At 62.4% G+C, this 23453-nt stretch carries 21 protein-coding genes; 13 read left to right on the top strand and 8 right to left on the bottom strand.

Annotated elements, in window-relative coordinates:
* Positions 1-142: 142 nt before the first annotated feature.
* Both OEZ71_RS16510 and OEZ71_RS16515 read right to left on the bottom strand, forming a co-directional pair.
* Positions 143-361, bottom strand: a complete 219-nt coding sequence (locus tag OEZ71_RS16510; RefSeq protein ID WP_263741129.1) for a hypothetical protein — start codon at positions 359-361, stop codon at positions 143-145.
* Between the two features lie 667 nt (positions 362-1028).
* Positions 1029-1178, bottom strand: coding sequence for a hypothetical protein (locus tag OEZ71_RS16515; RefSeq protein WP_263741131.1), 150 nt, complete (start codon positions 1176-1178; stop codon positions 1029-1031).
* A 457-nt stretch (positions 1179-1635) separates the two neighbouring features.
* On the opposite strand from OEZ71_RS16515, the gene OEZ71_RS16520 reads away from it, so the two are divergent.
* Entirely contained in the window at positions 1636-2943 is a 1308-nt protein-coding gene (locus OEZ71_RS16520; RefSeq protein ID WP_263741132.1) for a sensor histidine kinase, read from the top strand.
* The gene (locus tag OEZ71_RS16525) at positions 2943-3590 is read left to right on the top strand and encodes a response regulator (protein ID WP_263741133.1); all 648 of its coding nucleotides are present in this window, start codon (positions 2943-2945) and stop codon (positions 3588-3590) included. The genes OEZ71_RS16520 and OEZ71_RS16525 overlap by 1 nt, the downstream gene beginning before the upstream one ends.
* A 21-nt stretch (positions 3591-3611) precedes the next feature.
* Here the strand turns inward: OEZ71_RS16525 and OEZ71_RS16530 are convergent, their stop codons facing one another.
* A complete protein-coding gene (locus tag OEZ71_RS16530; protein ID WP_263741135.1) occupies positions 3612-3809 on the bottom strand; it encodes a hypothetical protein in 198 nt (65 codons plus the stop codon).
* Between the two features lie 154 nt (positions 3810-3963).
* On the opposite strand from OEZ71_RS16530, the gene OEZ71_RS16535 reads away from it, so the two are divergent.
* Positions 3964-4206, top strand: coding sequence for a hypothetical protein (locus OEZ71_RS16535; RefSeq protein ID WP_263741136.1), 243 nt, complete (start codon positions 3964-3966; stop codon positions 4204-4206).
* 423 nt (positions 4207-4629) lie between these two features.
* Here OEZ71_RS16535 and fdhF read toward each other — a convergent pair whose 3' ends face one another.
* Both fdhF and OEZ71_RS16545 read right to left on the bottom strand, forming a co-directional pair.
* A complete protein-coding gene (gene fdhF / locus OEZ71_RS16540; RefSeq protein ID WP_263741137.1) occupies positions 4630-7410 on the bottom strand; it encodes a formate dehydrogenase subunit alpha in 2781 nt (926 codons plus the stop codon).
* A 1-nt stretch (position 7411) separates the two neighbouring features.
* Positions 7412-9097 carry an NAD(P)H-dependent oxidoreductase subunit E gene (locus tag OEZ71_RS16545; protein ID WP_263741139.1) on the bottom strand — a complete coding sequence of 562 codons (1686 nt, stop codon included), beginning with the start codon at positions 9095-9097 and terminating at the stop codon, positions 7412-7414.
* A gap of 187 nt (positions 9098-9284) precedes the next feature.
* Between OEZ71_RS16545 and OEZ71_RS16550 the strand changes: the two genes are divergently transcribed.
* A complete protein-coding gene (locus tag OEZ71_RS16550; RefSeq protein WP_263741140.1) occupies positions 9285-9512 on the top strand; it encodes a sulfurtransferase TusA family protein in 228 nt (75 codons plus the stop codon).
* Here OEZ71_RS16550 and OEZ71_RS16555 read toward each other — a convergent pair.
* Positions 9496-10140: a TetR/AcrR family transcriptional regulator gene (locus OEZ71_RS16555; protein WP_263741142.1), complete on the bottom strand. Its 645-nt coding sequence runs from the start codon at positions 10138-10140 to the stop codon at positions 9496-9498. The two genes, OEZ71_RS16550 and OEZ71_RS16555, sit on opposite strands and share 17 nt — an antisense overlap.
* A 148-nt stretch (positions 10141-10288) precedes the next feature.
* On the opposite strand from OEZ71_RS16555, the gene OEZ71_RS16560 reads away from it, so the two are divergent.
* The 9 genes from OEZ71_RS16560 (at position 10289) to OEZ71_RS16600 (ending at position 21686) form a co-directional block, all read left to right on the top strand.
* Complete coding sequence (locus OEZ71_RS16560) at positions 10289-12331, top strand: NADH:flavin oxidoreductase (protein ID WP_263741143.1); 2043 nt, start codon at positions 10289-10291, stop codon at positions 12329-12331.
* Between the two features lie 100 nt (positions 12332-12431).
* Positions 12432-13295, top strand: a complete 864-nt coding sequence (locus OEZ71_RS16565; RefSeq protein WP_263741144.1) for an FAD binding domain-containing protein — start codon at positions 12432-12434, stop codon at positions 13293-13295.
* A complete protein-coding gene (locus OEZ71_RS16570) occupies positions 13292-13768 on the top strand; it encodes a (2Fe-2S)-binding protein (RefSeq protein WP_263741146.1) in 477 nt (158 codons plus the stop codon). Before OEZ71_RS16565 ends, OEZ71_RS16570 begins: the two co-directional genes overlap by 4 nt.
* Position 13769: 1 nt before the next feature.
* Complete coding sequence (locus OEZ71_RS16575; protein WP_263741148.1) at positions 13770-16010, top strand: xanthine dehydrogenase family protein molybdopterin-binding subunit; 2241 nt, start codon at positions 13770-13772, stop codon at positions 16008-16010.
* Entirely contained in the window at positions 16010-16255 is a 246-nt protein-coding gene (locus OEZ71_RS16580; RefSeq protein WP_263741149.1) for a MoaD/ThiS family protein, read from the top strand. Before OEZ71_RS16575 ends, OEZ71_RS16580 begins: the two co-directional genes overlap by 1 nt.
* 201 nt (positions 16256-16456) lie before the next feature.
* Complete coding sequence (locus OEZ71_RS16585; protein WP_263741150.1) at positions 16457-17563, top strand: ABC transporter ATP-binding protein; 1107 nt, start codon at positions 16457-16459, stop codon at positions 17561-17563.
* Between the two features lie 83 nt (positions 17564-17646).
* Positions 17647-18741, top strand: coding sequence for an extracellular solute-binding protein (locus OEZ71_RS16590; RefSeq protein ID WP_263741152.1), 1095 nt, complete (start codon positions 17647-17649; stop codon positions 18739-18741).
* A gap of 84 nt (positions 18742-18825) precedes the next feature.
* On the top strand, positions 18826-20463 hold the full coding sequence (locus tag OEZ71_RS16595) for an ABC transporter permease (RefSeq protein WP_263741154.1): 1638 nt from the start codon (positions 18826-18828) through the stop codon (positions 20461-20463).
* Between the two features lie 5 nt (positions 20464-20468).
* Positions 20469-21686: an ABC transporter permease gene (locus OEZ71_RS16600; RefSeq protein ID WP_263741155.1), complete on the top strand. Its 1218-nt coding sequence runs from the start codon at positions 20469-20471 to the stop codon at positions 21684-21686.
* 234 nt (positions 21687-21920) lie between these two features.
* Here the strand turns inward: OEZ71_RS16600 and OEZ71_RS16605 are convergent, their stop codons facing one another.
* The gene (locus OEZ71_RS16605; protein ID WP_263741157.1) at positions 21921-22361 is read right to left on the bottom strand and encodes a lipocalin-like domain-containing protein; all 441 of its coding nucleotides are present in this window, start codon (positions 22359-22361) and stop codon (positions 21921-21923) included.
* Positions 22362-22510: 149 nt separating this feature from the next.
* Positions 22511-23440 (bottom strand): AEC family transporter, encoded by a 930-nt coding sequence (locus OEZ71_RS16610; RefSeq protein WP_263741431.1) that lies wholly within the window; start codon positions 23438-23440, stop codon positions 22511-22513.
* Positions 23441-23453: the final 13 nt, after the last annotated feature.

A 23453-nucleotide genomic window follows, 5' to 3' on the forward strand; every position in this document is an offset into this window, starting at 1 on the left:
TGAATGTTGCCGATTCTGTAGATAATATGCCCATTGACGGATGTCCCGCCCCCGAAATGTGGGGGCCGTATTTCAGTGCTTCAGTGAGTCCGAGCGAGTTCAAGGCCGTCACTGCCGCCGAAAGGTCCGCGCAATGGGAAGTTCAAGGATCGATGACATTTTGCCATCGCATTCTGGCGACGAATCCCCCTGTTTTGAAGACTTGCTGGCCGATGGTTCCTTTCAGGCACGGCTGGCCAAAGCGCGCCAAGAGCGGGCGCGGGTCTTGGCCAAAGCCGGTATTGCCGATGAAAGCGATCTCTTGTTGCAGCGGCGCAATCCGTGGGACCGGCTTCCACCAGCTAATGACCCCGAAGCACATGAGCCACGTCAAACGACCGAGAAACCGCGACCGCAAGAATCAGAACCCCTGATCTTGCCGTTGCGCCTTGAAGAGCCGAAAGCGTCGCGTCCGATGGCGCAAGCACCCAAGCGCCCAATCGTGCCGCCCCCCGTCGCCGCAGTTGAGCCTGCAACACGGTTGCCGAAGACGGCTGCACGACCCGAAAGAAGAATTGGACGGTTTGCTGTCGCGGGCGGGTTCTTTGCGGGACTTGCAATCGGAGCCGTGCTGGCATTCACCGCACCGACGTCGATCCAGTCATGGATCGCATTGCGCGTCGCCCTGCTCGGGTCGTCGGGACCAGTCGGTGCCGTTCCGCCCGTTCCGCCGGTCGCGGTTCCGTCCGACGATGCTACGATCGCGGCGGAAGGGGCGTCTCCGCGCCCCGCTATCGGGGGCGGATTGGCGCTCCTTGCCGCTCAGACGCTGTCACACAGTCAGCCAAGATTGCGTTTGGACCGGATAGATCCAATTGTTCTGGAAGAACCGCCACAGCACTACGTTGTCTGGGACTCGCCGGGCGTTGACCTTAGTTTGGGCAATCAGGCGGAACCAACGCCCGCTGTTTCAGAGTGGAACCGGTGATCAGCTATCCGCAAAGGGTCCTGCTGCATGCTCCGGCCAGTGTCACTCAGGATCAGATGGATTAGGTCATGACCGAAGTCGACACGGCAGGCTTCTCGTCGCAAGAGATAAGACGCGTCGGGCTCGTGATCAGCACTTCCAATGTCCGATGTTTTTTTACCCAGAGGATGCCGAAGCCGCCGCCGCCATGGCGGATGCAATCGGCGCTCATACACGCGGTTTCACAAGTTTCACCTCGGCACCTCCGAAAGGCACGATCTAGCTCTGGCTTGCCGGTCGGGGGCGCGTTGATGCGTCGGAAAGCGGTGTACAAGACTTGCAGCGACCCGGGCGCAGCGGGATCAGGATATTCTGGATCTCAGCCGCCTTTAGCTGAAGCAGTTGAAACACGGTGATACCCCGTTAGCCTTGAAGCTATGGGGGCAGAAGACCGTATACAGGAACCGCGTTTTCTAGCGATGAGGCTGCAGATTGTGCGATCTGCGCCAGGTGCTGGAGTAATTTGCATTGTTCCGACCAAAGCCCGTATCGTGCCTCGCCTTTAGCCCCTACAACAGTCCGAAAGGAGACGGGCCGAGGTTGTGATAGCGAAACATTTCAGATCATGGAGCGACAGATCTCTGGCCGCGCAGTTCGCAATCGCCGGCGGTGTCGTCATGGTTCTGGCCATGATCCTCATCGGAAATGTCGTTGTCGCGCGGATCGAGGAAAGCGTGGTGCGCAACACCGCTTATGCGACCTCGCAATACATGGACAGCATTATCGCGCCACTTAGCCAGGACATCGCCGAAACGGATGACCTACCCCCTGGTGCAAGGCGCGCGCTCGACGAGGTCTTCAACAACACGCCACTCGGCGACAGGGTGGTCTCTTTCAAGCTGTGGAAGCCGGACGGGCTTGTTGTTGAGGCGTCAGACAAGTCCATCGTTGGACAGCATTTCGCCGTGACCGAAAACCTTACGGCCGCGTTTCGGGGCGAGATTAGGGCCGATTTCGAGGATCTGAACGACGAAGAGGATCAGGGCGAAAGCGCGCTCGGCATTCCGCTTCTGGAGATCTACAGCCCGATCCGCGAGGTCTGGTCCGGAGAGGTGATCGGTGTTGCCGAGTTCTACGCCTCCGCGATCCAGCTTGAACGCGATCTGGCCGAGGCCCGGCGCAACAGCTGGCTGGCTGTTGCGCTGCTGTTTCTGGCGGTGGGAAGCCTGCTCTTTCTCATCGTGCTACGCGGCAGCCGCATCATCGACCGACAGCGCGAGACGCTGACCCGGCAGCTTGACGATCTGTCTGCGATGTCGGCCAACAACACGACCTTGCGCCAGCGTGTTCAGCAGGCTGCCGCACGTGCGTCGGCGATGAACGATCAGGCGCTGCGCCGGATTGGCGCCGATCTGCATGACGGACCTGCCCAGCTCTTGAGTTTCGCAGCGTTGCGGCTCGACAATCTGCGGGACTCGGTGGGCGATACCGCAGAACTCGATGCGGTCGAGCGGGCGGTCAAGGATGCCATTCGTGAGGTGCGCAGCATCTCGAAAGGTCTGTCGTTGCCCGATATCGAGGCGCGGTCGCCCTGTGACATCATCCGCAACGTGGCAGAGGCGCATATGGTCCGGACCGGCACGGACGTTGTCCTGACCTGCGATATGGAGGGAGCCGCAGACCTGTCCGAAGCCGCCAAGATTTGTCTTTATCGTTTCGTACAGGAAGGACTGAACAATGCCTGGCGCTACGCGAGCGGTATAGGGCAGGAAGTATCGCTGACCGCCAGCCAAGGTGTGATCCGGCTTCGTGTCGCAGACCGGGGGCCGGGTTTCCCGGACCGGATGTCGCCCGCAGAGGCGAGCGATTTTTCCGGCATCGGTCTGTCCGGCCTGCGCGACCGGGTTGAAAGTCTCGGCGGGACGTTCAAGGTCGGGCCGCGCAGCGAAGGTCCCGGCGCGATGATTGAAATGGAACTCGAAGCAGAGGCGAGTTGATGGACCAGATCCGTGTTGTCATTGCCGATGACCACCCGCTCTACCGTGAAGGTGTCGCCCGAAGCCTGTCGGATGCCGAGGGGATCACGGTGGTTGGCGAAGGTCAGGACGCAGACAGTGCCGTCGAACTGACTGAAGCCAAACGACCCGACGTGGTTCTTCTTGACCTGTCGATGCCGGGCGGTGGCGGGCTTTCGGCGCTCGGCCGCATTATGACGCTGCCCGAGCCACCAGTGATCGCGATGCTGACGGTGTCCGAGGACGACGACGACGTGATGCAGGCGCTGAAAGCGGGCGCAAAGGGATATGTCCTGAAAGGCGTAGGCTCACGCGAACTGGTGGCGATTGTCAGGGATCTGGCGCGGGGCCAATCCTATGTCTCGCCCGCGCTGGCAGCGCGCATCCTCCACGCGATGCGGTCCGATAGTAGCGCGAAGCGCCAGGCCAATCCGATCGAGGATCTGTCGCGGCGCGAGGAGGACATCCTGAAACTCGTCGCGGCAGGGAAAAGCAACAAGGAAGTGGGGCTGGAACTTTCGCTGCAGGAGAAGACGGTCAAGCACTACATGACCACGATCCTGCAAAAGCTCCATGTTCGCAACAGGGTTGAGGCGGCGGTTATGGCGCGTGATTACTGGAAGAAGTGACCGTCTGCGGCGTTTCCAGTATTATTCGAGATGCAGGACATCCCGGATACGAAAGATATCTTTGGCCGTGAGTGCGCGGCGGGTAACGGTTCGCCCGTTCGGGTCCTTCAACTCATAGGTGCTGCCCGAAACGGTCTCGTGCCAGCCGCGATAGTCGGTGATCTCGATATGCCCCTTTACCTCGTCGATCTCGATGACGGCATGAACGCCATCGGGCAACCTCTGCCCTTTCGCGGATGCTTTCAGCCTGCGAAGCCTGCTGACATCTGATCGCCGGGCAGTACGCCGCTCAACGACCTTGCCGCGTTTGTTGAGCCGCTCGAAGCTTCCGTCGCGGATGCGTTCGGTATGCCCGTCTACGAACTGAACATGAATGCCGTCACCCCCGAAGACGCGGGGTTTGCCACCCGATGAACCGGTTCCGCTGGTACTCGTTCCGGACGCGCTGCTGCCCGAACCCGAGATTCCCGAACTGGAACTGCTGCTGCCCGATCCGCTATTGCCCGACCCGGAGCCGCTGTTGTCCGACCCCGAACTGGAACTGCCCGAGCCACTGCCCGAATTCGATCCCTTTGCCTCGGCGGTGCTGAGGGTCGTCAGTGAAGGTGCGCAATAGACACCAGCCGCCAGCGCACCGAGGCGGCTCAGTGCGGCACGACGTGACAGAAGCCGTCTGGCTTCATTGCTCAAGCGCTTCTCCTTCCGGATCAACCCTACACATGACGTCGACTAATGACCAAATCAGAGCCGGGGGAACCCGCTTGCTTCGTCCGATGCGGTGCCGTCCATGCGCTCCCCCGATACCATTCCCAGCAGTCCAATTGACGCCACCCTAAGGCGCTCGTTGTCAATCGTGTCGCATGGGCGGCACAAAGTCATCCGACCTTGGTCCGACAAAGCGCACTGCTGAGTTCGGTCGGGTTGAAATGGTGAATTTGAGTATCCGGGACCGAACGGGAAAGGCCCGGTTCCGGATACAATACCATTCTCAAGCGCGCGTGGGCCTGACAGCGGGTGCCCGGGCGCGAGATGGGGGCCGTTATTCGGCCGCCATGTCCGCAGTGATCTTCTCGACTTTGACGGCCGCGAACTTGAATTCCGGGATCTTGCCGTAGGGATCAAGCGCCGGGTTGGTCAGGATGTTCGCCGCCGCCTCTACATAGGCGAAGGGGACAAAGACCATATCCTCGGCGATGGCCCGGTCAGCCCGCGCCATGATCTCGATCGAGCCGCGCCGGGTCGAGAGGCGGATGCGTTCGCCCGGCTCGACACCAAGCCGCTTCAGCGTATCGGGGTGGAGCGAGCAGTTTGCCTCGGGTTCCACAGCGTCAAGTACCTTCGACCGCCGTGTCATCGAGCCGGTATGCCAGTGTTCAAGTTGGCGGCCCGTGGTGACGATCATCGGGTATTCGGTGTCCGGCAGTTCGGCGGGCGGGATCACGCTGGCAGGCGTGAACTTCGCCCGTCCGCCCGCACGCGGGAAGCCGTTGCCAAAGACGATGGGCTGGCCGGGGTCTTCGGGCGACAGCGACGGATAGGTCACCGCGCCTTCGTTCTCCAGCCGCTCCCAGGTGATGTTGTCGAGGGACTTCATCGTCTTCTTCATCTCGGCGAAGACCTCGGACGGATGGGTGTAGGTCCAGCCGAGCCCGATCCGGTTGGCAAGGTCGGTGGTGATCGCCCAATCCTCGCGCGCCTCGCCCGGGGGCGTGACGGCGGCGCGGCCGATTTGCACCTGCCGGTTGGTGTTCGTGACCGTGCCGTTCTTTTCATAGAAGGCGGCGGCGGGCAGGATCACGTCGGCATAGTTCGCGGTCTCGGTCAGGAAGATATCCTGCACGACGAGGTGATCGAGCATCGCCAGCGCCTCGCGCGCATGGTTCAGGTCGGGGTCAGACATGGCCGGGTTCTCGCCAAGGATATACATGCCCTTGATGTCGCCGTGATGGACGGCATCGAGGATTTCCGTCACCGTCAGCCCCTTCTCATTCGAGAAGTCGCCCGAGCCCCAGACGCCCGAGAACTTGCCCCGGATGCTGTCATCCGTGACGGTCTGGTAGTCAGGCAGGAACATCGGGATCAGGCCCGCGTCAGACGCGCCCTGTACGTTGTTCTGACCGCGAAGCGGGTGCAGGCCGGTGCCCGGCCGTCCGACATGGCCGCACATCAGCGCAAGCGAGATCAGGCAGCGGGAATTGTCGGTGCCGTGGATGTGCTGGCTGACACCCATGCCCCAGAAGATCATGCCTGCCTTGGAGGTCGCGAAGTCACGCGCCACCTGACGAAGCTGGTCGGCGGGAATGCCGCAGATCGGTTCCATCTTCTCTGGCGTGAAGTTTGCCAGATGCGCCTTCTCGGCCTCCCAGTTCTCGGTATAGGCCTCGATATACTGGCGGTCGTAGAGCCCTTCCTCGACGATCGTGTGCATGATCGCGTTCAGCATGCTGACATCCGCGCCGGGGCGGAATTTCAGCATGTGGGTGGCGAAACGGCGCAGGCCGACGCCCCTCGGGTCCATGACGATGAGCTTGCCGCCGCGTTTGGTGAACTGCTTGAAATAGGTCGCCGCGACCGGGTGGTTTTCGATCGGGTTGCAGCCGATGACGATGGCGACATCCGCGTTCTGGATCTCGTTGAACGTGGCTGTCACCGCGCCGGAGCCCACGTTTTCCAGAAGCGCGGCCACGGAGGAGGCATGGCAAAGCCGGGTGCAGTGGTCGACGTTGTTATGACCGAAGCCCTGACGGATGAACTTCTGGAAGAGATAGGCCTCTTCGTTCGAACATTTGGCCGATCCGAAACCCGCGATGGCGCGACCGCCGGTCTTCTCGGCAAGAGCCTTCATGCCGCCCGCAGCGAAATCCAGCGCCTCGTCCCAGCTTGCCTCGCGGAAATGCTGCGACCAGTTCGCGGGATCGACGTTCAGCCCCTTGGCGGGCGCATCCTCGCGCCGGATCAAGGGTTTGGTCAGCCGGTGCGGGTGGTGGATATAGTCAAAGCCGAAGCGGCCCTTGACGCAGAGGCGGCCCTCATTGGCGGGGCCGTTGATGCCCTCGACATATTTGACCTTGCCGTCCTTCACTTTCAGCGAGACTTGGCAGCCGACACCGCAGAACGGGCAGACAGAGGTGGTCTCAGAGTCGTAATCTGCGCGGTCGCCGACCTGCGCATCATCAACCACCGTCGCGGGCATCAGGGCACCGGTCGGGCAGGCCTGCACGCATTCGCCGCAGGCGACGCAGGTTGACTGCCCCATCGGGTCAGCCATGTCGAAGACCGGGTAGGCATCATGCCCGCGGCCCGCCATGCCGATCACGTCATTGACCTGAACTTCGCGGCAGGCACGGACGCAGAGGCCGCAGGAGATGCAGGCATCGAGGTTGACGCGCATCGCAACATGGCTGTCGTCGAGAAGCGGGATGCGCTCCTTTTCGACCTTGGGGAAGCGGCTGGTAGAGACGCCATTGGCCGCAGCCATGTCCCAGAGATGCGCCGACTTGTCATGCGCCGTGGCCTGTTCCGGCTGGTCGGCGAGCAGAAGCTCCATCACAATCTCGCGCGATTTCTTCGCGCGTGCGGTATCGGTCTTCACCACCATGCCGTTCGCCGGGTTGCGGCAGCACGAGGCGGCGAGCACACGCTCGCCCTCCACTTCCACCACGCAGGCGCGGCAGTTGCCGTCGGGGCGGTAGCCGGTCTGGTCCTTGTGGCAAAGGTGCGGGATCACCTTGCCTTCGCGCTTTGCGACCTCCCAGATCGTTTCGCCGGGGGCGGCGGTGACTTCGGTGCCGTCGAGGGTGAACTTGATTGCGTCGGTCATGTCAGACCTCATCCGGGAAATGTTTCATCGTCAGGCGGATCGGGTTCGGGGCAGCCTGCCCCAGCCCGCAGATCGAGGCGTCGCCCATGACCTGGCAGAGGTCTTCCAGCAACTCCGCGTCCCATTTGTCAGCCTGCATCAGCTTTACCGCCTTTTCACAGCCGACGCGGCAGGGGGTGCACTGGCCGCAGCTCTCGCTTTCAAAGAAGCGCAGCATGTTGAGGGCGGCGGCCTTGGCGCTGTCCTTGTCCGACAGCACGACCACAGCAGCGGAGCCGATGAAGGTGCCATGCGGCTGGAGCGTGTCGAAGTCCAAGGGGATGTCGGACATGGATGCAGGCAGGAGGCCGGAGGACGGGCCGCCCGGCTGATAGGCCTTAAAGGCGTGACCTTCGGCCATGCCGCCGCAGGCGTCGATGATATCGGTGATCGTCGATCCGGCGGGCAGCAGGTAGACGCCCGGTTTCGCCACGCGGCCCGAGACCGAGTAGGAGCGCAGGCCCTTCCGCCCGTTCTTCTCGGTCGAGTTCAGAACTTCCGGCCCCTCGCGCACGATCCGTGTGACCCAGTGTAGCGTCTCGACGTTATGGACAAGCGTCGGGCGGTCGAAGATGCCCACGGCGGCGACATAGGGCGGGCGCTGGCGCGGGATGCCGCGCTTGCCTTCGATCGATTCGATCATCGCGCTTTCTTCGCCGCAGATATAGGCGCCTGCACCCCGGCGCAGCTCGACCTCACCCTTCAGGATGATCCCAGCACCTTCCAGCGCCTTGATCTCGCGGCGCAGGATTTCCAGAACGGCGGGATATTCGTCGCGCATGTAGATGAAGGAACGTTCCGCCTCGACCGCCCAGGCGGCGATCAGCATGCCTTCCAGCATCAGATGCGGTGTGCGTTCAAGATAGTAGCGATCCTTGAACGTGCCCGGTTCTCCCTCATCGCCATTCACGGCGAGGTAGCGGACACCCGGATTGGCACGGACAAAGCCCCACTTCCGGCCCGAGGGGAAACCCGCGCCGCCAAGGCCGCGCAAGCCGGAGGCGAGCACGGTTTCCTGCACCTCTTCCCAGTCGCCGGATTTGCGCAGTTCGGCGAGTTTCGCGTAGCCGCCCGCAGCCTTGTAGGCCGCGAAATCCTCGTAGGCCGGGATTTCGGCGTGGAAATGGCCGTCTGCCAGCGCTGCCTCGACCTTCGAGGGCGTGGCATTGTCGATATGCTTGTGACCGATCTCCAGAACCGGCGCGGTGTCGCAGCGGCCCATGCAGGGCGCGCGCAGGACGCGGATCTTCTTCGGGTCCATGCCTTTTTCGAGCGCGGCGATAAGTGCCTCGGAGCCGGCGAGTTCGCAGGAGAGCGATTCACAGACGCGAATCGTCAGGTCGGGCGGCGGCGTCTCGCCTTCTTTCACCGGGTCGAAATGGGCGTAAAAGGTTGCGACCTCCCAGATCTCGGCCATGCCGGTGCCCAGTTCCTCGGCGAGCGCACGCAGATGCGGGGCCGAGAGGCAGCCGTATTTGTCCTGAATGAGGTGCAGATACTCGATCAACAGGTCGCGGCGGCGCGGACCGTCGCCCAGGAGCGCGCGAACCTCGGCCCATGCCTGATCCTCAAGCTGCCGCCCCTTCGGCGTCTTGCGCCCCTTGCCCCGTCCGGATTTCCAGACGCCGCCCTTGTCGTCGAGTGCCATGGCCACGTATCCCGTCGTACACAGTTCAGGTGCCGCTTCTGACAAACCGATACTTTGGGATCAATTTCGCAATCCCGTCGGCCGATAGAAGAATCCTATCAAAAGCGACGCTTTCCAGTGATACAATTTCTCATGCTTCGGCGAAGAGCGATGGACAGAAAGCGCCGCCTTGCGTATCCCGGGCGTCATGAAATGGGATCAGGAAATAGACGCGACCGGGCTTTTGTGCCCGTTGCCGGTGCTCAAGGCGCGCAAGCGGCTTTCAGGTATGGCGCAGGGTGCGGTGCTGCGGCTGATTGCAACTGACCCGGCTGCGGTGATTGACGTGCCGCATTTCTGTGCCGAGGCGGGGCATGACCTGATTTCCACTGCTGAGGAAGGTGCGGCGCAGATCTACCTCATCCGCCGCCGCTGACCGCGTCTTCGCGGTGGCGGGCCAGAAAGACCCGAAGTTCCTCATCCGAGGCAGGGCGGCCGGTGAAGGTTTCCAGATAGGTCGGAATGCGCCTGAGGCGCGCCTCCAGCGTCTCGGCGGTACCGAGCGCGATGTAACCGACCTGCGTCAGATAGATCGCGTTGGCGCGGATATCGGCCTCTTCCGCAACATAGCCGTGACGTTGAAACATCGCGCGTATTGCGGCAATTCGGGCTGCGTCGGCCGCGTCGAAAGCGGCTTTCAGGGCGGTATCCGTCCGCGCCCAGTTTCGCATCGCGTGGTCAAGCGCCGCGTCGAAGAGTTCGGGGGTGATCCAGCAGTCGAAGAGATTAAGAACGGCGGCATTGATTGTCGGGGCGACGAGCTCAGTCTGGCGGACCAGGTTGCCAGTGTTTTTCTCCTGCCAGCGGGTGATCAGCGCCGCCAGCAATGCCTCGCGGTCGGGAAAGTGCCAGTAGAAGCTGGTTCGCGACAGACGTAGCCGCTTGGCCAGAGGCAGAATCTTTACCGCCTCCACCCCGCCTTCGATCAGCATCGCGTAAGCGGCCTCGATCCAGCCGCTTTCCGTGCCGCGCCAACCGCGTCCAAGGGGTTCCAAGTCGTCCATACCATCCGCTTACCGCGTAATTGGGGGATGCGAGCGTAAAAAATCGACACATGTGTCGGTTTTTGCCATTCTGAGGATCCAAAACCGCTCTAAAAGCGATTCCACAACAGCCCGGGACTGGCCCGGGCAATTCGACAGGACATGTGCCATGGCTTCGAACGACCCGCTGTTGCAGCCCTATCAGCTCAAGCATCTGACGCTGAAAAACCGGATCATGACGACGAGCCATGAGCCTGCCTATCCCGAAGATGGCATGCCGAAGGACCGCTATCGCGCCTATCATGTGGAGCGGGCAAAGGCGGGCGTGGCGATGACGATGACGGCGGGTTCCGCCTCGGTTAGCCGCGACAGCCCGCCGGTCTTCAACAACGTGCTCGTCTGGAAGGACGAGGTCGTCGGCTGGATGCGGAAGCTCGCCGACGAGTGCCACGATCAAGGCTGCGCGGTGATGATCCAGCTCACCCATCTCGGTCGGCGGACAGGCTGGGACAAGGGCGCCTGGCTGCCCTCTGTCAGTTCCACCCGCGACCGCGAGCCGGCGCATCGCCGCTTCCCCAAGCTCGCCGAGGACTGGGACATCGCACGGATCATCGGCGATTTCGCCGATGCCGCCGAGCGGATGAAGCAGGCGGGCCTCGATGGGGTTGAGATCATGACCCACGGTCATCTCCTCGACCAGTTCATCTCGCCGCTCACCAACGAACTCGACGGGCCCTACGGCAAGGAAAGCCTCGCCACGAGGATGCGCCTGACGCTCGACATCATTGACGCGGTGCGTCGCCGTGTGGGCGACGCTTTTATTGTCGGCACGCGGTTTGCGCCCGATGAGGCCGAAGAGGGCGGCATCACCGAGGAAATGGGCCTCGAGATCGCGCATATGTTCAAGGCGAGCGGACAGGTCGACTACCTTAACATCAACCGCGGCCGCATCCACACCGACCCGGCGATGACCGACATGATCCCGATCCAGGGCGCGCGCTCGGCGCCGCATCTCGACCTCGCCGGAAGGGTCCGGGCCGAAGTCGGCTTGCCGACCTTCCACGCCGCGCGCATTCCTGACGTGGCAACGGCGCGACACGCAGTCGTGACAGGGCAGCTCGACATGGTGGGCATGACCCGCGCGCACATGGCCGACCCCTATATCGTCCAGAAGATCCGGGAAGGCCGCGAGGATGACATCCGACCCTGCGTCGGCGCGACATACTGCCTCGACCGAATCTATGGCGCGGGCGAGGCGCTTTGCATTCACAACGCGGCGACGGGCCGCGAACTGACGATGCCGCACAAGATCGCGCGCGCGGAGCAGCCGAAGCGGATCGTGATCGCGGGCGCTGGTCCGGCCGGCCTCGAGGCGGCGCGGGTCGCCGCCGAACGCGGCCACCATGTCACAGTGTTCGAGGCTGCCGACCAGCCCGGCGGTCAGGTCCGGCTGACCGCGCAGACGAAGCGCCGGTCCGAGATGATCGGGATTATCGACTGGCGCATGGCGCAATGTGCTGCGCGCGATGTAGAGTTCCGTTTCAACACCTGGGCCGAGGCCGACGATGTCATGGCCCTCAATCCCGATGTCGTGATCGTCGCGACGGGCGGCCTGCCGCACACGGACATCCTTTCGTCCGGCGACGACCTCACGGTTTCGGCCTGGGATATCCTTTCTGGCGACGCCAAGCCCGGCCGTGATGTCCTGATCTACGACGAGGCCGGCGACCATGCGGCGCTTCAGGCGGCCGACGTGCTTGCCGCGAGCGGCGCGAAGGTCGAAATCATGACCCGAGACCGCAGCTTCTCGCCCGATGTCATGGCGATGAACCTTGTCCCCTATATGCGGAGTTTGCAGGAGAAGGACGTCACTTTCACCGTGACCTGGCTTCTCAAGGCGGTACGCAAGGCGGGCAACCGGCTGATGGCGACACTCGGGACGGATTACTCCAAATTCACGAAGGACAAGGACTACGACCAGATCGTCGTGAACTGCGGCACGATGCCGAATGCCGACCTCTACTTCGACCTCAAGGAGCAGTCGGTCAACCGTGGCGAAGTCGACCATGCCGCACTGATCGACGGTCGGCCGCAGGAGTTGCGCACCAACCCCGAAGGGCGGTTCCAGCTTTTCCGCATCGGCGACGCGGTTTCGGCGCGGAACACGCATGCGGCGATCTATGACGCGCTTCGGCTGGTGAAAGACATCTGACGTCTTTCGCTTTCGTCTCCGTTCGTTATTGTGGTGGCTCGAATCCGGCGATCAGACCGGGAATGCCACCGCAAGCGACGGTCGGGAGGAAAGGCGAAAGATGAGATATCTGGCTGCGAAAACGGCTGCCGAGGCGGCAGGAGCCTTGGCTGCTGAAAAGGGTCTGACCCGGATTCTGGCGGGGGGCACGGATGTGCTCGTGCAGCTTCGATCCGGCATGGTCGAACCCGACCTGATTGTCGATATCAAGAAGATCCCCGGCATTCGCGGGATCGTCACCGAGAACGGCGGTTTCCGCATCGGGGCGGCTGTGTCGGGTGCCGAGATCGGCGAACACGCCGCGCTCTGCGCCGCATGGCCCGGTGTGGCCGAGGGCGTGCAGCTGATCGGCTCGACCCAGGTGCAGGGCCGCTGCACCATGGTCGGCAATCTCTGCAATGCCTCGCCGGCAGGCGATGCGGTGCCCTCGCTGGTCGCCGCCAACGCTGTCGCCCGAATCGCTGGTCCTGATGGCGAACGCGATTGTCCCGTCGCGGACGTTCCGGCAGGCCCCGGCAAGACCACGCTGAAGAAGGGCGAGATCATCACGTCGATCTTCCTGCCCGCGCGGCCCGAACACGCGGCCGACGCCTATCTTCGCTTCATCCCGAGGACCGAGATGGACATCGCGGTGGCTTCGGCTGGCGTGTCGCTGGAACTGAACGCCGATGGCACGGTAAAGGTCGCGCGCATCGCGCTGGGCGCCGTCGCGCCGACAGTTGTTCTTGCCGAAGCGGCAGGCAAGGCGCTGGTCGGCACGAAACTCGATGACGACGCGCTCGCGGCGATGGCCAAAGCCTGCGAAGCCATCTGCAACCCGATCGACGACAAGCGCGGGACCATCGCCTTCCGCACCAAAACCGCAGGAACGCTCGCCAGGCGCGCTGCCCTTATCGCCTATACCCGCGCCGGAGGTTCGAAATGACCAAGCTGCATGTCTCCACCACGATCAATGGCGATGCGTATGAATTCCTCTGCGCGCCGGAGGAAACGCTGCTCGACGTGCTCAGGAACCGCCTTGGCCTGACCGGCGCAAAGGAAGGCTGCGGCACCGGCGATTGCGGTGCCTGTTCGGTAACGGTGAACGGGCGGCTGGTCTGTTCCTGTCTGGTGCTGGGTGCCGAGGCCGACGGGGCAGAGGTCACGACCATCGAGGGCATGGCCGATGGCGACGAGTTGCACCCGCTGCAGCGCCATTTCATCGACGGCGCGGCGCTGCAATGCGGGGTCTGCACGCCCGGCATTCTCGTTGCCGCCAAGGCGCTTCTGGAGAAGAACCCGGACCCGAGTGACGAGGAACTGCGCTATTGGCTCGCCGGCAATCTCTGCCGCTGTACCGGTTACGACAAGATCATCCGCGCCGTTCAGGCGGCGGCGGCCGAAATGAGGGGGGCCTGACATGTCCTTGGACGAATACACCCGTCGCGAGTTCAAGCAGGTCGGCACGCGGGTCCGCCGCCCGGATGGGGTGGATAAGGTCACCGGTCGGGCGATGTACGGTGCCGATGCGACTGCGCCCGGCATGCTCACGGGCCGCATCCTGCGGTCCCCGCATGCCCACGCGCGGATCAAGAGCATCGACGTCTCGGCGGCGCTGGCGCTGAAGGGCGTGAAGGCCGTGATCACCGGCGATGATTTCGCCGTTCCCGAGGATGATTTCATCCGAGACGTGCAGGAAAATTGCATGGCGCGTGGCAAGGCACTTTACGATGGCCATGCCGTCGCCGCGGTCGCCGCGACCGATGCGGCCACGGCGAAGGCCGCGCTCAAGGCCATCAAGGTCGATTACGAAATCCTGCCCCACGTGACCGATGTCGATGAGGCGATGAAGCCCGGCGCGCCGGTCGTGCAGGCGGGCCGGGTGCAGGAAAATGTGCCGAAGGGATATTCGGAGAACGTCACCGCGCATTTCGAATTCGGTCACGGCGACATGGAAGCCGGGTTCGCCAAGGCCGACAAGATCATTGAGCGCAGCTTCAAGACCGCCGCCACCCATCAGGGCTATATCGAACCCCATGCCTGCCTCGCCTCGGTCACCTCGGACGGCAAGGCCGATCTCTGGTGCTGCACGCAAGGACAATTCTATGTCCGCACGCTCTGCGCCACGATCATGGGGATGGAGGCGAGCCAGTTGCGCGTTACCGCCTCCGAAATCGGCGGCGGCTTTGGCGGCAAGACGACGGTCTTCATCGAACCCGTGGCGCTGATGCTGTCGAAGAAAGCCGGCCGACCGGTCAAGATCGTGATGAGCCGGGACGAGGTTTTCCGGGCGACCGGCCCGACCGTTTCGTCGTCCTCCGACGTCAAGATCGGCATGTCCAAGGACGGCCGGATCACGGCGGCAGAGGCGACGCTTCGTTATCAGGGCGGCGCGTTTCCCTGCGGCACGACCGAATTCGGCTGCTCGGCGGCCTTCGCGGCCTATGATCTGGACGCCGTCCGCACCTACGGCTGGTCGGTCATGACCAACCGCCCGAAAGAGGCCGCTTATCGCGCCCCGGGTGCGCCGATGGCGGTCTATGCGGTTGAAAGCGTGGTCGATGAACTGTGCCTGCATTTCGGCCTCGATCCGCTTGAGACCCGCCTGAAGAACGCCGCGCGCAAGGGCACGAAATCCTCCTACGGGCCGACCTTCCCTGATATCGGGTTGGTGGCGACGCTGGAGGCGGCAAAGGCCCATCCGCATTACAAGGCCCCGCTGAAGCCCGGTCAGGGTCGCGGCCTGTCCTGCGGCTTCTGGTTCAATTTTGGCGGCAATACCTGTGTCAGCCTCAACGTGAACACCGACGGCACGGTCGGCATTACCGAGGGCAACCCGGATATCGGCGGGTCCCGCGCCTCGATCAGCCTGATGGCGGCCGAGGAACTGGGCATTCCCTATGAACGTATTCGCACCATCGTCGCCGACACCTCGTCATTGGGGTACAACGATGTGACAGATGGCAGCCGCGTGACCTTCGCGGTGGGGCTGGCCACGATCAAGGCTGCCCGCGATGCGATCAGGAAAATGAGCGCGCGCGCGGCAAAGATATGGGGCATCGACCCCGAGGCCGTGGAATGGAAGGATGGCGCTGCTGTGCCCGCTGGACCCAATGCCGGAAAGTTCCCGCCGATGACGCTCGCCGAGATCGCTGCGGTTTCGGCCGAGACGGGGGGGCCCATCGCGGGGCATTACGAGGTCAATGCCGATGGCGCGGGCGTCAGCTTTGGCGTCCATCTCTGCGATGTCGAGGTCGACCGTGAGACCGGCGCGACCAAGGTGTTGCGCTACACCGTCTTCCAGGATGCCGGCAAGGCCGTGCACCCCGACTATGTCGAGGGACAGATGCAGGGCGGGGCCGTGCAGGGCATCGGCTGGGCGCTGAACGAGGAGTATATCTACGGGGCGGACGGTCGGCTTCAGAACCCGACTTTCCTCGACTACCGCGTTCCGGTGGCCTCTGACCTGCCGATGATCGAGACGGTGATCCTTGAAATCCCGAACCCGGGCCACCCCTACGGCGTGCGCGGTGTGGGCGAAACCGGGATCGTGCCGCCGCTCGCCGCGCTCTCGAACGCGGTGTCGCACGCGACCGGCGTCCGCATGACGGAATTGCCGATGTCGCCGCCGCGGGTGCTGAAGGCCATCGGGGGCGCCTGATGGTCAAGGTCCTGCTCTGGGGTTCGCTCAGGCAGGCCACGGACGGGCTGACCGAGGTCGAGGTCGAGGCGACGAATTTCAAGCAACTCCTCGACCGGCTGGGCGAGGCGTATCCCGGCTTGCAACCGCAGATTAAGCGCGGCGTGTCGATGTCGTTGAACGGTGTGATCTACCGCGAGGCGTGGTTTACGGAGATTCCGCCGGATAGCGAGGTTGTGCTGATGCCTTATATGACCGGCGGATAGGGCGATTTTCCGGTGATTTTCGGCGTGGCAGTCGTTTTTATTCCGGATCTGTCGTAATTTCGTCAAAGCTCTTGCGCGATTTGACGCATTTCGTATGAAAGGCGTCGTTCTTGCCGAACGGGTTGAAAACCGCACGGTGTTCCGATTTAGTCAGGACAAGAGTCAAAAAGACTCACGAAAAGCAACACGGGGAGCCCGAATTTGACCAATGCCAAAACCGGCGGCGACGCCGCATTCGTCGAATTTGAACACGTTCAAAAAAGCTATGACGGGGAAACGCTGGTCGTCAAAGACCTGAACCTCTCGATCGCGAAGGGCGAGTTCCTGACGATGCTCGGGCCGTCCGGTTCGGGCAAGACCACCTGCCTGATGATGCTGGCGGGGTTCGAGACCGCGACGCATGGCGATATCCGGCTGGGTGGCAGGCCGATCAACAACATCCCGCCGCACAAGCGTGGTATCGGCATGGTGTTCCAGAACTATGCGCTTTTCCCGCACATGACAGTGGCCGAAAACCTTTCCTTTCCGTTGGAAGTACGCGGCATGGGCAAGTCAGAGCGCGAGGCGAAGGTCAAGCGCGCGCTCGACATGGTGCAGATGGGCCAATTCGGCGGCCGCCGTCCGGCGCAGATGTCGGGTGGCCAGCAGCAGCGTGTCGCCTTGGCGCGCGCGCTCGTCTTCGAGCCGGAACTGGTGTTGATGGACGAACCCTTGGGCGCGCTCGACAAGCAGTTGCGCGAACACATGCAGTTCGAGATCACCCGCCTGGCGCATGACCTTGGCATCACGACGGTCTACGTCACCCACGACCAGACCGAGGCGCTGACGATGTCGGACAATGTCGCTGTTTTCGATGACGGCCGCATCCAGCAGCTTGCCCCGCCCGATGTGCTTTATGAAGAACCGGCCAACAGCTTCGTCGCCCAGTTCATCGGCGAAAACAACACGCTTCTCGGTGCTGTGAAAGAGATCAAGGGCGATATCGCCGTCGTAGAACTGGACGATGGCGAACTGATCGACTGCAAGCCGGTCAACGTCTCCAAGCCCGGTGAACGCACCCGCGTGTCGATCCGGCCCGAGCGGGTGGAGTTCAACAAGGCCCGGCTTCAGCCCGGCGCCCATACGCTCAAGGCCGAGGTGCTTGAATTCATCTATATGGGCGACATCTTCCGCACCCGCCTGCGCGTTGCTGGCAACGACGAATTCATCGTCAAGACCCGCAACGCCCCCGATCAGGTTCGGCTTAAGCCGGGCGCGCAGATCGAGATCGGCTGGCTGCCGCAGGATTGCCGCGCGCTCGACGCCTGAACAAAACAAGCGAATTTGGTCCGGATGCCTATCCCGGGGTGCGGACCAACAAGATCAAGACGGGAGCTTATAGGGAGTAAGCAATGAAACTGACTACAACTCTTCTTGCGACATCCGCGTTGGTGGTGTCCGCCGGGGCTGCCTCGGCCATCGACCTGACGCTGGTGTCCTGGGGCGGCGCTTACCAGAAGTCGCAGCTCAAGGCCTATGCCGAGCCGTACATGGCCGCCAATCCGGACGTGAACATCATCTGGGACGAAAGCTCGGCCGAAGCCGTGGCGAAGCTCCGCGCGATGAACGAAGCGGGCAACCTGACCTGGGATCTGGTCGACGTTGACGCCGCTGACAGCTTCCGTCTTTGCGACGAAGGGCTGGCGATGGAATACGACCCGGACGAACTGCTCGCCCCGGCACCGGACGGCACTCCGGCCTCCGAAGATTTTGGCGCTCAGATCGTCAACGACTGCTATATCCCGCAGATCGTCTATTCCACCACCTTCGGCTACCGCACCGATCTGGTCGGCGACACGCCGCCGTCGAGCATCTGCGACGTCTTTGACCTGGAAGCCTATCCCGGCAAGCGCTCGCTGGAAAAGCGCCCGATCAACAACATGGAATGGGCTCTCCTGTGTGACGGGGTCGCCAAGGAAGACATCTATGACGTCTTGGCGACCGACGAAGGCCAGCAGCAGGCGCTCGCCAAGCTCGACACGATCAAGGATCAGGTGATCTGGTGGTCGGCCGGCGCTGACACCCCGCAGCTTCTGGCAGACGGTGAAGTCGTGATGGGCTCGACCTATAACGGTCGGCACTTCTCCGCCATCGCCGAACAGAACCAGCCGATCGGCATGCTCTGGGATGCGCAGGTGTTCAGCTTTGACGGTTGGATCATTCCGACCGGTCTGCCGGAGGACCGTCTGGCTGTTGTGAAGGACTTCCTGAAGTTCGCCACCGACACCCAGCGTCTCGCGGATCAGGCCAAGTACATCTCGTACGGCCCGGCACGTGCTTCTTCGGCTCCGCTCGTTGGTCAGCATGCCGAACTGGGCATCGACATGGCGCCGCATATGCCGACCGATCCGGCCAACGCGCAGAACGTGTTCTACTACAACTTCGAGTTCTGGGCTGACTATCGCGACGATATCGACGCGAAATTCCAGGCCTGGCTCGCTGGCTAAGACTGCCTTTCGGAAGGGGCCCCGGGGCCCCTTCCACCCATTCGTTTGTGACTTTGAAGACCAATAATCTCTGACGGGGGAGACATGAGCGACACTACCGATACCGGTCCGATGCGGGCCGCCGACGGCACGCCGCTGAAGAAAAGCCTCGCCCGCGCACTCAGGCGGCAGAAGCTCAGGGCGCTTGCGCTGATCGCGCCTCTCCTGTTCTTTGTGCTGGTGACCTTCGTGGTGCCCATCGCCGACATGCTGTTCCGGTCGGTGGAAAACCAGATCGTCTCCGACACCCTCCCGCATACCGTGCGGCTGCTGTCCAGCTGGGATTCCTCAACCGGAGAAGCGCCGGATGAGCCGGTCTACGCCGCTCTCGCCGTCGATTTTCAGGCTGCGGCCGAGGAAAAGAACCACACCAAGCTCGGCACCCGTCTGAACTATGAAAATCCTGGACTTTCCTCGATGTTCCGCAAGACCGGACGCGGGGCCGACGATATCGGCAAGGCGTCGGCCAAAAGGCTGACCGAACTCGATCCGGCCTGGAAGGACGGCGCGACTTGGGCCGCGCTTCTGGGGTCCGATGACTGGCTGGCCAATATGGCGGAATGGTCGAAGGACGATGGCCGCCAGCCGCGCTTCTCGGCCCGTGCCGAGGCTACTTCCGCGCTGCCTTTGACCTCCGATGTCTACACGGCGTTCGCACGGGTCGTACGGACGGAAGACAAGAAAAGCGCGGTCGAAACCAAACCTTGGCCCGTGCTCTACACCGCGCTGGAACAGGACCTTGCAACGGCTTCGCCCGAGGCTTTGGCGGCAGTGGGCGGTCCGTCTGCGGGTCTGTTGCAGGCTGCGGGCGCGGCGGTTCCCGGGTTTGAACCGATCTCCTACAAGCAAGCCTTCGTCGATATGGACAAGGGTTGGGGCGAGGTCGACAGCTGGCAAACCATCCAGTCCTATGCCGCGCGCTATACGCCGGGTTATTTCCTGAACGCCGTTGATCTTGAAAAAAGCCCCGACGGCATTCAGCAGCGCCCCGAACAGCAGCAGATCTACCTCATGCTCTTCTGGCGCACGATCTGGATGTCGATGCTGATCACCTTCTGCTGCTTGCTTCTGGGGTATCCGGTGGCGTGGATCCTGGCCAACCTGCGCGCCTCCACCGCGAACGTGTTGATGATCCTCGTGCTGCTGCCGTTCTGGACGTCGCTTCTGGTGCGGACCTCGGCCTGGAAGGTGATGTTGCAGCAGCAGGGTGTGATCAACGACATCCTCGTCTGGCTTGGCCTTGTCGATGACGCCAGCCGATTGGTGCTGATCAACAACCAGTTCGGCACGATCGTTGCGATGACGCATATCCTGCTGCCGTTCATGATCCTTCCGCTTTACTCGGTGATGAAGACGATCCCGCCATCCTATCTGCGCGCCGCAAAGTCGCTTGGTGCGACCAACTGGACGGCCTTCTGGAGGGTCTATTTCCCGCAATCGGTGCCGGGCATCGGTGCAGGCTCGATCCTGTGCTACATCCTCGCCATCGGCTACTACATCACGCCGGAACTCGTCGGCGGTACGCAAGGCGTGTTCATCTCGAACCGGATCGCCTTCCACATCTCGTCCTCGCTGAACTGGGGTCTGGCGGCGGCTTTGGGCACGATCCTCTTGGGGGCGGTCCTGCTGCTCTACTACGTCTACGACAAGATCGTCGGCATCGATAACGTGAAGCTGGGGTAAGAGATATGAGCATCGGTCATCCCGAAATTCCGAAGCCGAGCCTCACCGGCTTTACCGTTCCGCTTATGGCCGTTGCAGGGCTGTTGCTGGGATATGTCGTCGGCACCGCAAAGGGGCAGCCCTTGCTGGGGCTGATCGCCGGGGCGGCGGTTGCGGCGGCCCTCGGGTTTGTCCTGGCCAGTTTCGTGCCGGACCGCCGTGTCGGCCGGCTTGGTACGGCGGTGGTGGCGGCAATCGCGGGCTTTGTCATGGCTGGCGTCTCCGGCGCGGTGGTGGGCGTGATCATCGGCCTGATCGTAAGCTGGTTCGCCTATTGGCTTTCCACCGGCGATTACCGCAGCACCGTTCCGGTCTATGCGACCGCGGGCGATGTGCTGTGGCACAATACGTTCAAGCTGATCTGCGGGCTGATCTTCTTCTTCCTGATCGCTCCGATCGTTGTGGTCTTGCCGCTGAGTTTCAACGCTCAGGACTTCTTTACCTTCACGCCCGAGATGCTGGCCTTCGACCCCGAAGGCTATTCGCTGAAGCATTACCGAGATTTCTTTAACAATCCCGACTGGACCCGGCCGCTGAAGAACTCGTTCATCATCGCGCCCTTGGCCACGATCATCTCGGTGTCGCTGGGCACACTGGCCGCGATCGGTCTTTCGCAGAGCCATGTACCCGGTCGCCGGGCGATCATGGCGATCCTGATCTCGCCGATGATCGTGCCGCTGATCATCTCGGCGACCGGCATGTTCTTCTTCTATTCGAAGCTCGGCAACTGGATGGAAGGCAATCTTGGCCTGAGCCAGGACTTCATCGGCTATGTGAAGGTGGTCCTTGCCCATGCGGTACTCGGAATTCCCTTTGTTATCATCACGGTAACAGCAACGCTCGTGGGCTTTGACCGGTCGCTGACCCGGGCTGCGGCGAATATGGGGGCGGGGCCTGTGCGGACCTTCTTCAAGGTGCAGATGCCGCTCATTCTGCCGGGCGTCATCTCGGGTGGCCTCTTTGCCTTCATCACCTCGTTTGACGAGGTCGTGGTGGTGCTTTTCGTCGGTTCGGCGAGCCAGAAGACGCTGCCTTGGCAGATGTTTACCGGTCTGCGCGAGCAGATTTCGCCAACGATCCTTGCGGTCGCCACGGTGCTTGTCACCTTCTCGATCATCCTTCTGACCACGGTCGAACTGCTGCGCCGCCGGTCGGAACGGCTGCGGGGCATGAGCCCGACCTGAGACCGTCCGATCCCGGTCGGCAGGGCGTCGGCCTTCGGTCTGCAAAACGTATGGCAAGAGCGCACGCCGGGTTAATCCCGGCGTGTATCGCTTTGGGCCGCGTGCGCTGGATGGAGATTACGTCCTGCGCAAAGTCCGCTTTGCGGACGAAGTGGGTATTTGCTGCATTTTCATCAAAGGCTGCTTTGGGGCGGATCTGCTGTTTGCCAATTTCTCAGCAACGTCTTCCGTCTCTCAGGATTCTCTCGTCCAGACCAGCGTTCCGACGACAGGGTTTTCTAGGCCGGGCATCTTAGCCGGGGCAGATTCGATGTTCATGGTGTCGCCATCCAGACGGTAGCGCCGCCGCTGCTCGCCACCAACCCAAGGCTCGAACCAGGCCATTTCTACGCTGGTCACGAATTCTTGGCCCTCGATTCTGTATTGTCCGGAATATGCAACCATGGCGTCGAAAGCGGCGGCTTTGTCTTCGACGGTCGTAGGAGCCTTTCGGCCAGACGGCGTCAGTAGGGCGATCATTCGCCCCGATGGTTGGATCACAATGCATCCAATCGGCTCACGCCCGAACGGCATATGCTTTTCACCGGTAACAGTATCGGTGAGGTAGAAAGAGTTAAGTGTCCAGGTCCCAATTGGAGACGGCATCTGCGACGATCCTGTGACTGAGTAGTACATCACTAAACGCAACTCGCAATTCGTTCCAATCGTTTGTTGCCACGCCACAGCCTAGCACCGTTCTTAACGCGCCCAGAGCCGTCGTTAGCTGCTAAGGGGCGAAAAAGAAAAATTTAAACTTCTGCTCCCGGCTCAGATCCGACATCGCGTTAGCCGAGCAGGCTGAGCCAGACCGAGACGGTCACGACCGAAAGCGCGGTGGCGAAAAGGACGGCCGTCGCCGCCACCCGTTTGCCGACGCCGTACATATTGGCGAAGACATAGGCGTTGACCCCGGGCGCCATCGCGGCCGTGACAACGGCCGAGCGGAACGGAGCCTGCGGAAGGTCGAGCGTTTGCCCCAGCGTCCAGGTGATCGTCGGGTGCAGGATCAGACCCACGGCGCAGACGTAGAGGACGGTCAGCAGGTCCCCCTCGGGCCGGTAACGCACCAGTACCCCGCCGAGCCCGAACAAGGCGGCGGGCAGGGCGGCTCGGATCATCAGGTCGATGGCTTCGGTCAGCACGCCCGGCAGGGTGGTGCCCGTCAGGTTGACCGCGAAGCCGAGCGCAATGCCGATCACCAGCGCGTTCTTCACCATTGCGGTGATCACAGCGCGGACGGTCGTGAAGACGCCCGCGCCGCCATGTCGTGCGATCTCCATCGCGGTGATGCCGAGCGCGTAACAGAAGGGCGAATGCAGGGCGATGATCGCGTAGTTCGCAGCCAGCGCATCGGAGCCATAGGCGCGTTCGGTGATGGGCAGGCCGAGCAGCAAAGAATTGGAGAAGAGGCAGCAGAAACCGATGGCCACTGCATCGGTCCACGGACGGCCAAATAGAAACCTCGCGCCCAGAAGGCCAACGAAAAAGCCCGTCGTGGCGCCGGTGTAGAACGACACGAGCAAGGGCCACTGGAAGGTCTGGTCGAGATCGAGTGTCGAGATGGCGCGGAACAGAAGGCAGGGGATCGCGAAGTTCTGGGTGAACTTCATCAACCCGTCGACACCCTGATCACTGAAGGCCCGAAACCTGACCGCGAGATACCCGAACCCGATGACCAGAAAGACCGGCAGCGTGACTTCCAGAAGCGTCTGGATCGGCAGGCCGGGC

The organism is Albidovulum litorale (genome assembly GCF_025751495.1).
Lineage (GTDB): Bacteria > Pseudomonadota > Alphaproteobacteria > Rhodobacterales > Rhodobacteraceae > Albidovulum > Albidovulum litorale.

Coding starts and splice junctions, on each gene's coding strand:
- OEZ71_RS16545 (WP_263741139.1), bottom strand. CDS start 9,097: ATGGCACTCGACGACAAGGGCGGCGTCTGGAAATCCGGACGGGGCAAG.
- OEZ71_RS16560 (WP_263741143.1), top strand. CDS start 10,289: ATGGCTTCGAACGACCCGCTGTTGCAGCCCTATCAGCTCAAGCATCTG.
- OEZ71_RS16525 (WP_263741133.1), top strand. CDS start 2,943: ATGGACCAGATCCGTGTTGTCATTGCCGATGACCACCCGCTCTACCGT.
- OEZ71_RS16515 (WP_263741131.1), bottom strand. CDS start 1,178: ATGAGCGCCGATTGCATCCGCCATGGCGGCGGCGGCTTCGGCATCCTC.
- OEZ71_RS16520 (WP_263741132.1), top strand. CDS start 1,636: ATGATCCTCATCGGAAATGTCGTTGTCGCGCGGATCGAGGAAAGCGTG.
- OEZ71_RS16600 (WP_263741155.1), top strand. CDS start 20,469: ATGAGCATCGGTCATCCCGAAATTCCGAAGCCGAGCCTCACCGGCTTT.
- OEZ71_RS16550 (WP_263741140.1), top strand. CDS start 9,285: ATGAAATGGGATCAGGAAATAGACGCGACCGGGCTTTTGTGCCCGTTG.
- fdhF (WP_263741137.1), bottom strand. CDS start 7,410: ATGACCGACGCAATCAAGTTCACCCTCGACGGCACCGAAGTCACCGCC.
- OEZ71_RS16555 (WP_263741142.1), bottom strand. CDS start 10,140: ATGGACGACTTGGAACCCCTTGGACGCGGTTGGCGCGGCACGGAAAGC.
- OEZ71_RS16510 (WP_263741129.1), bottom strand. CDS start 361: ATGTGCTTCGGGGTCATTAGCTGGTGGAAGCCGGTCCCACGGATTGCG.
- OEZ71_RS16565 (WP_263741144.1), top strand. CDS start 12,432: ATGAGATATCTGGCTGCGAAAACGGCTGCCGAGGCGGCAGGAGCCTTG.
- OEZ71_RS16575 (WP_263741148.1), top strand. CDS start 13,770: ATGTCCTTGGACGAATACACCCGTCGCGAGTTCAAGCAGGTCGGCACG.
- OEZ71_RS16590 (WP_263741152.1), top strand. CDS start 17,647: ATGAAACTGACTACAACTCTTCTTGCGACATCCGCGTTGGTGGTGTCC.
- OEZ71_RS16535 (WP_263741136.1), top strand. CDS start 3,964: ATGCCGTCACCCCCGAAGACGCGGGGTTTGCCACCCGATGAACCGGTT.
- OEZ71_RS16605 (WP_263741157.1), bottom strand. CDS start 22,361: ATGTACTACTCAGTCACAGGATCGTCGCAGATGCCGTCTCCAATTGGG.
- OEZ71_RS16580 (WP_263741149.1), top strand. CDS start 16,010: ATGGTCAAGGTCCTGCTCTGGGGTTCGCTCAGGCAGGCCACGGACGGG.
- OEZ71_RS16570 (WP_263741146.1), top strand. CDS start 13,292: ATGACCAAGCTGCATGTCTCCACCACGATCAATGGCGATGCGTATGAA.
- OEZ71_RS16595 (WP_263741154.1), top strand. CDS start 18,826: ATGAGCGACACTACCGATACCGGTCCGATGCGGGCCGCCGACGGCACG.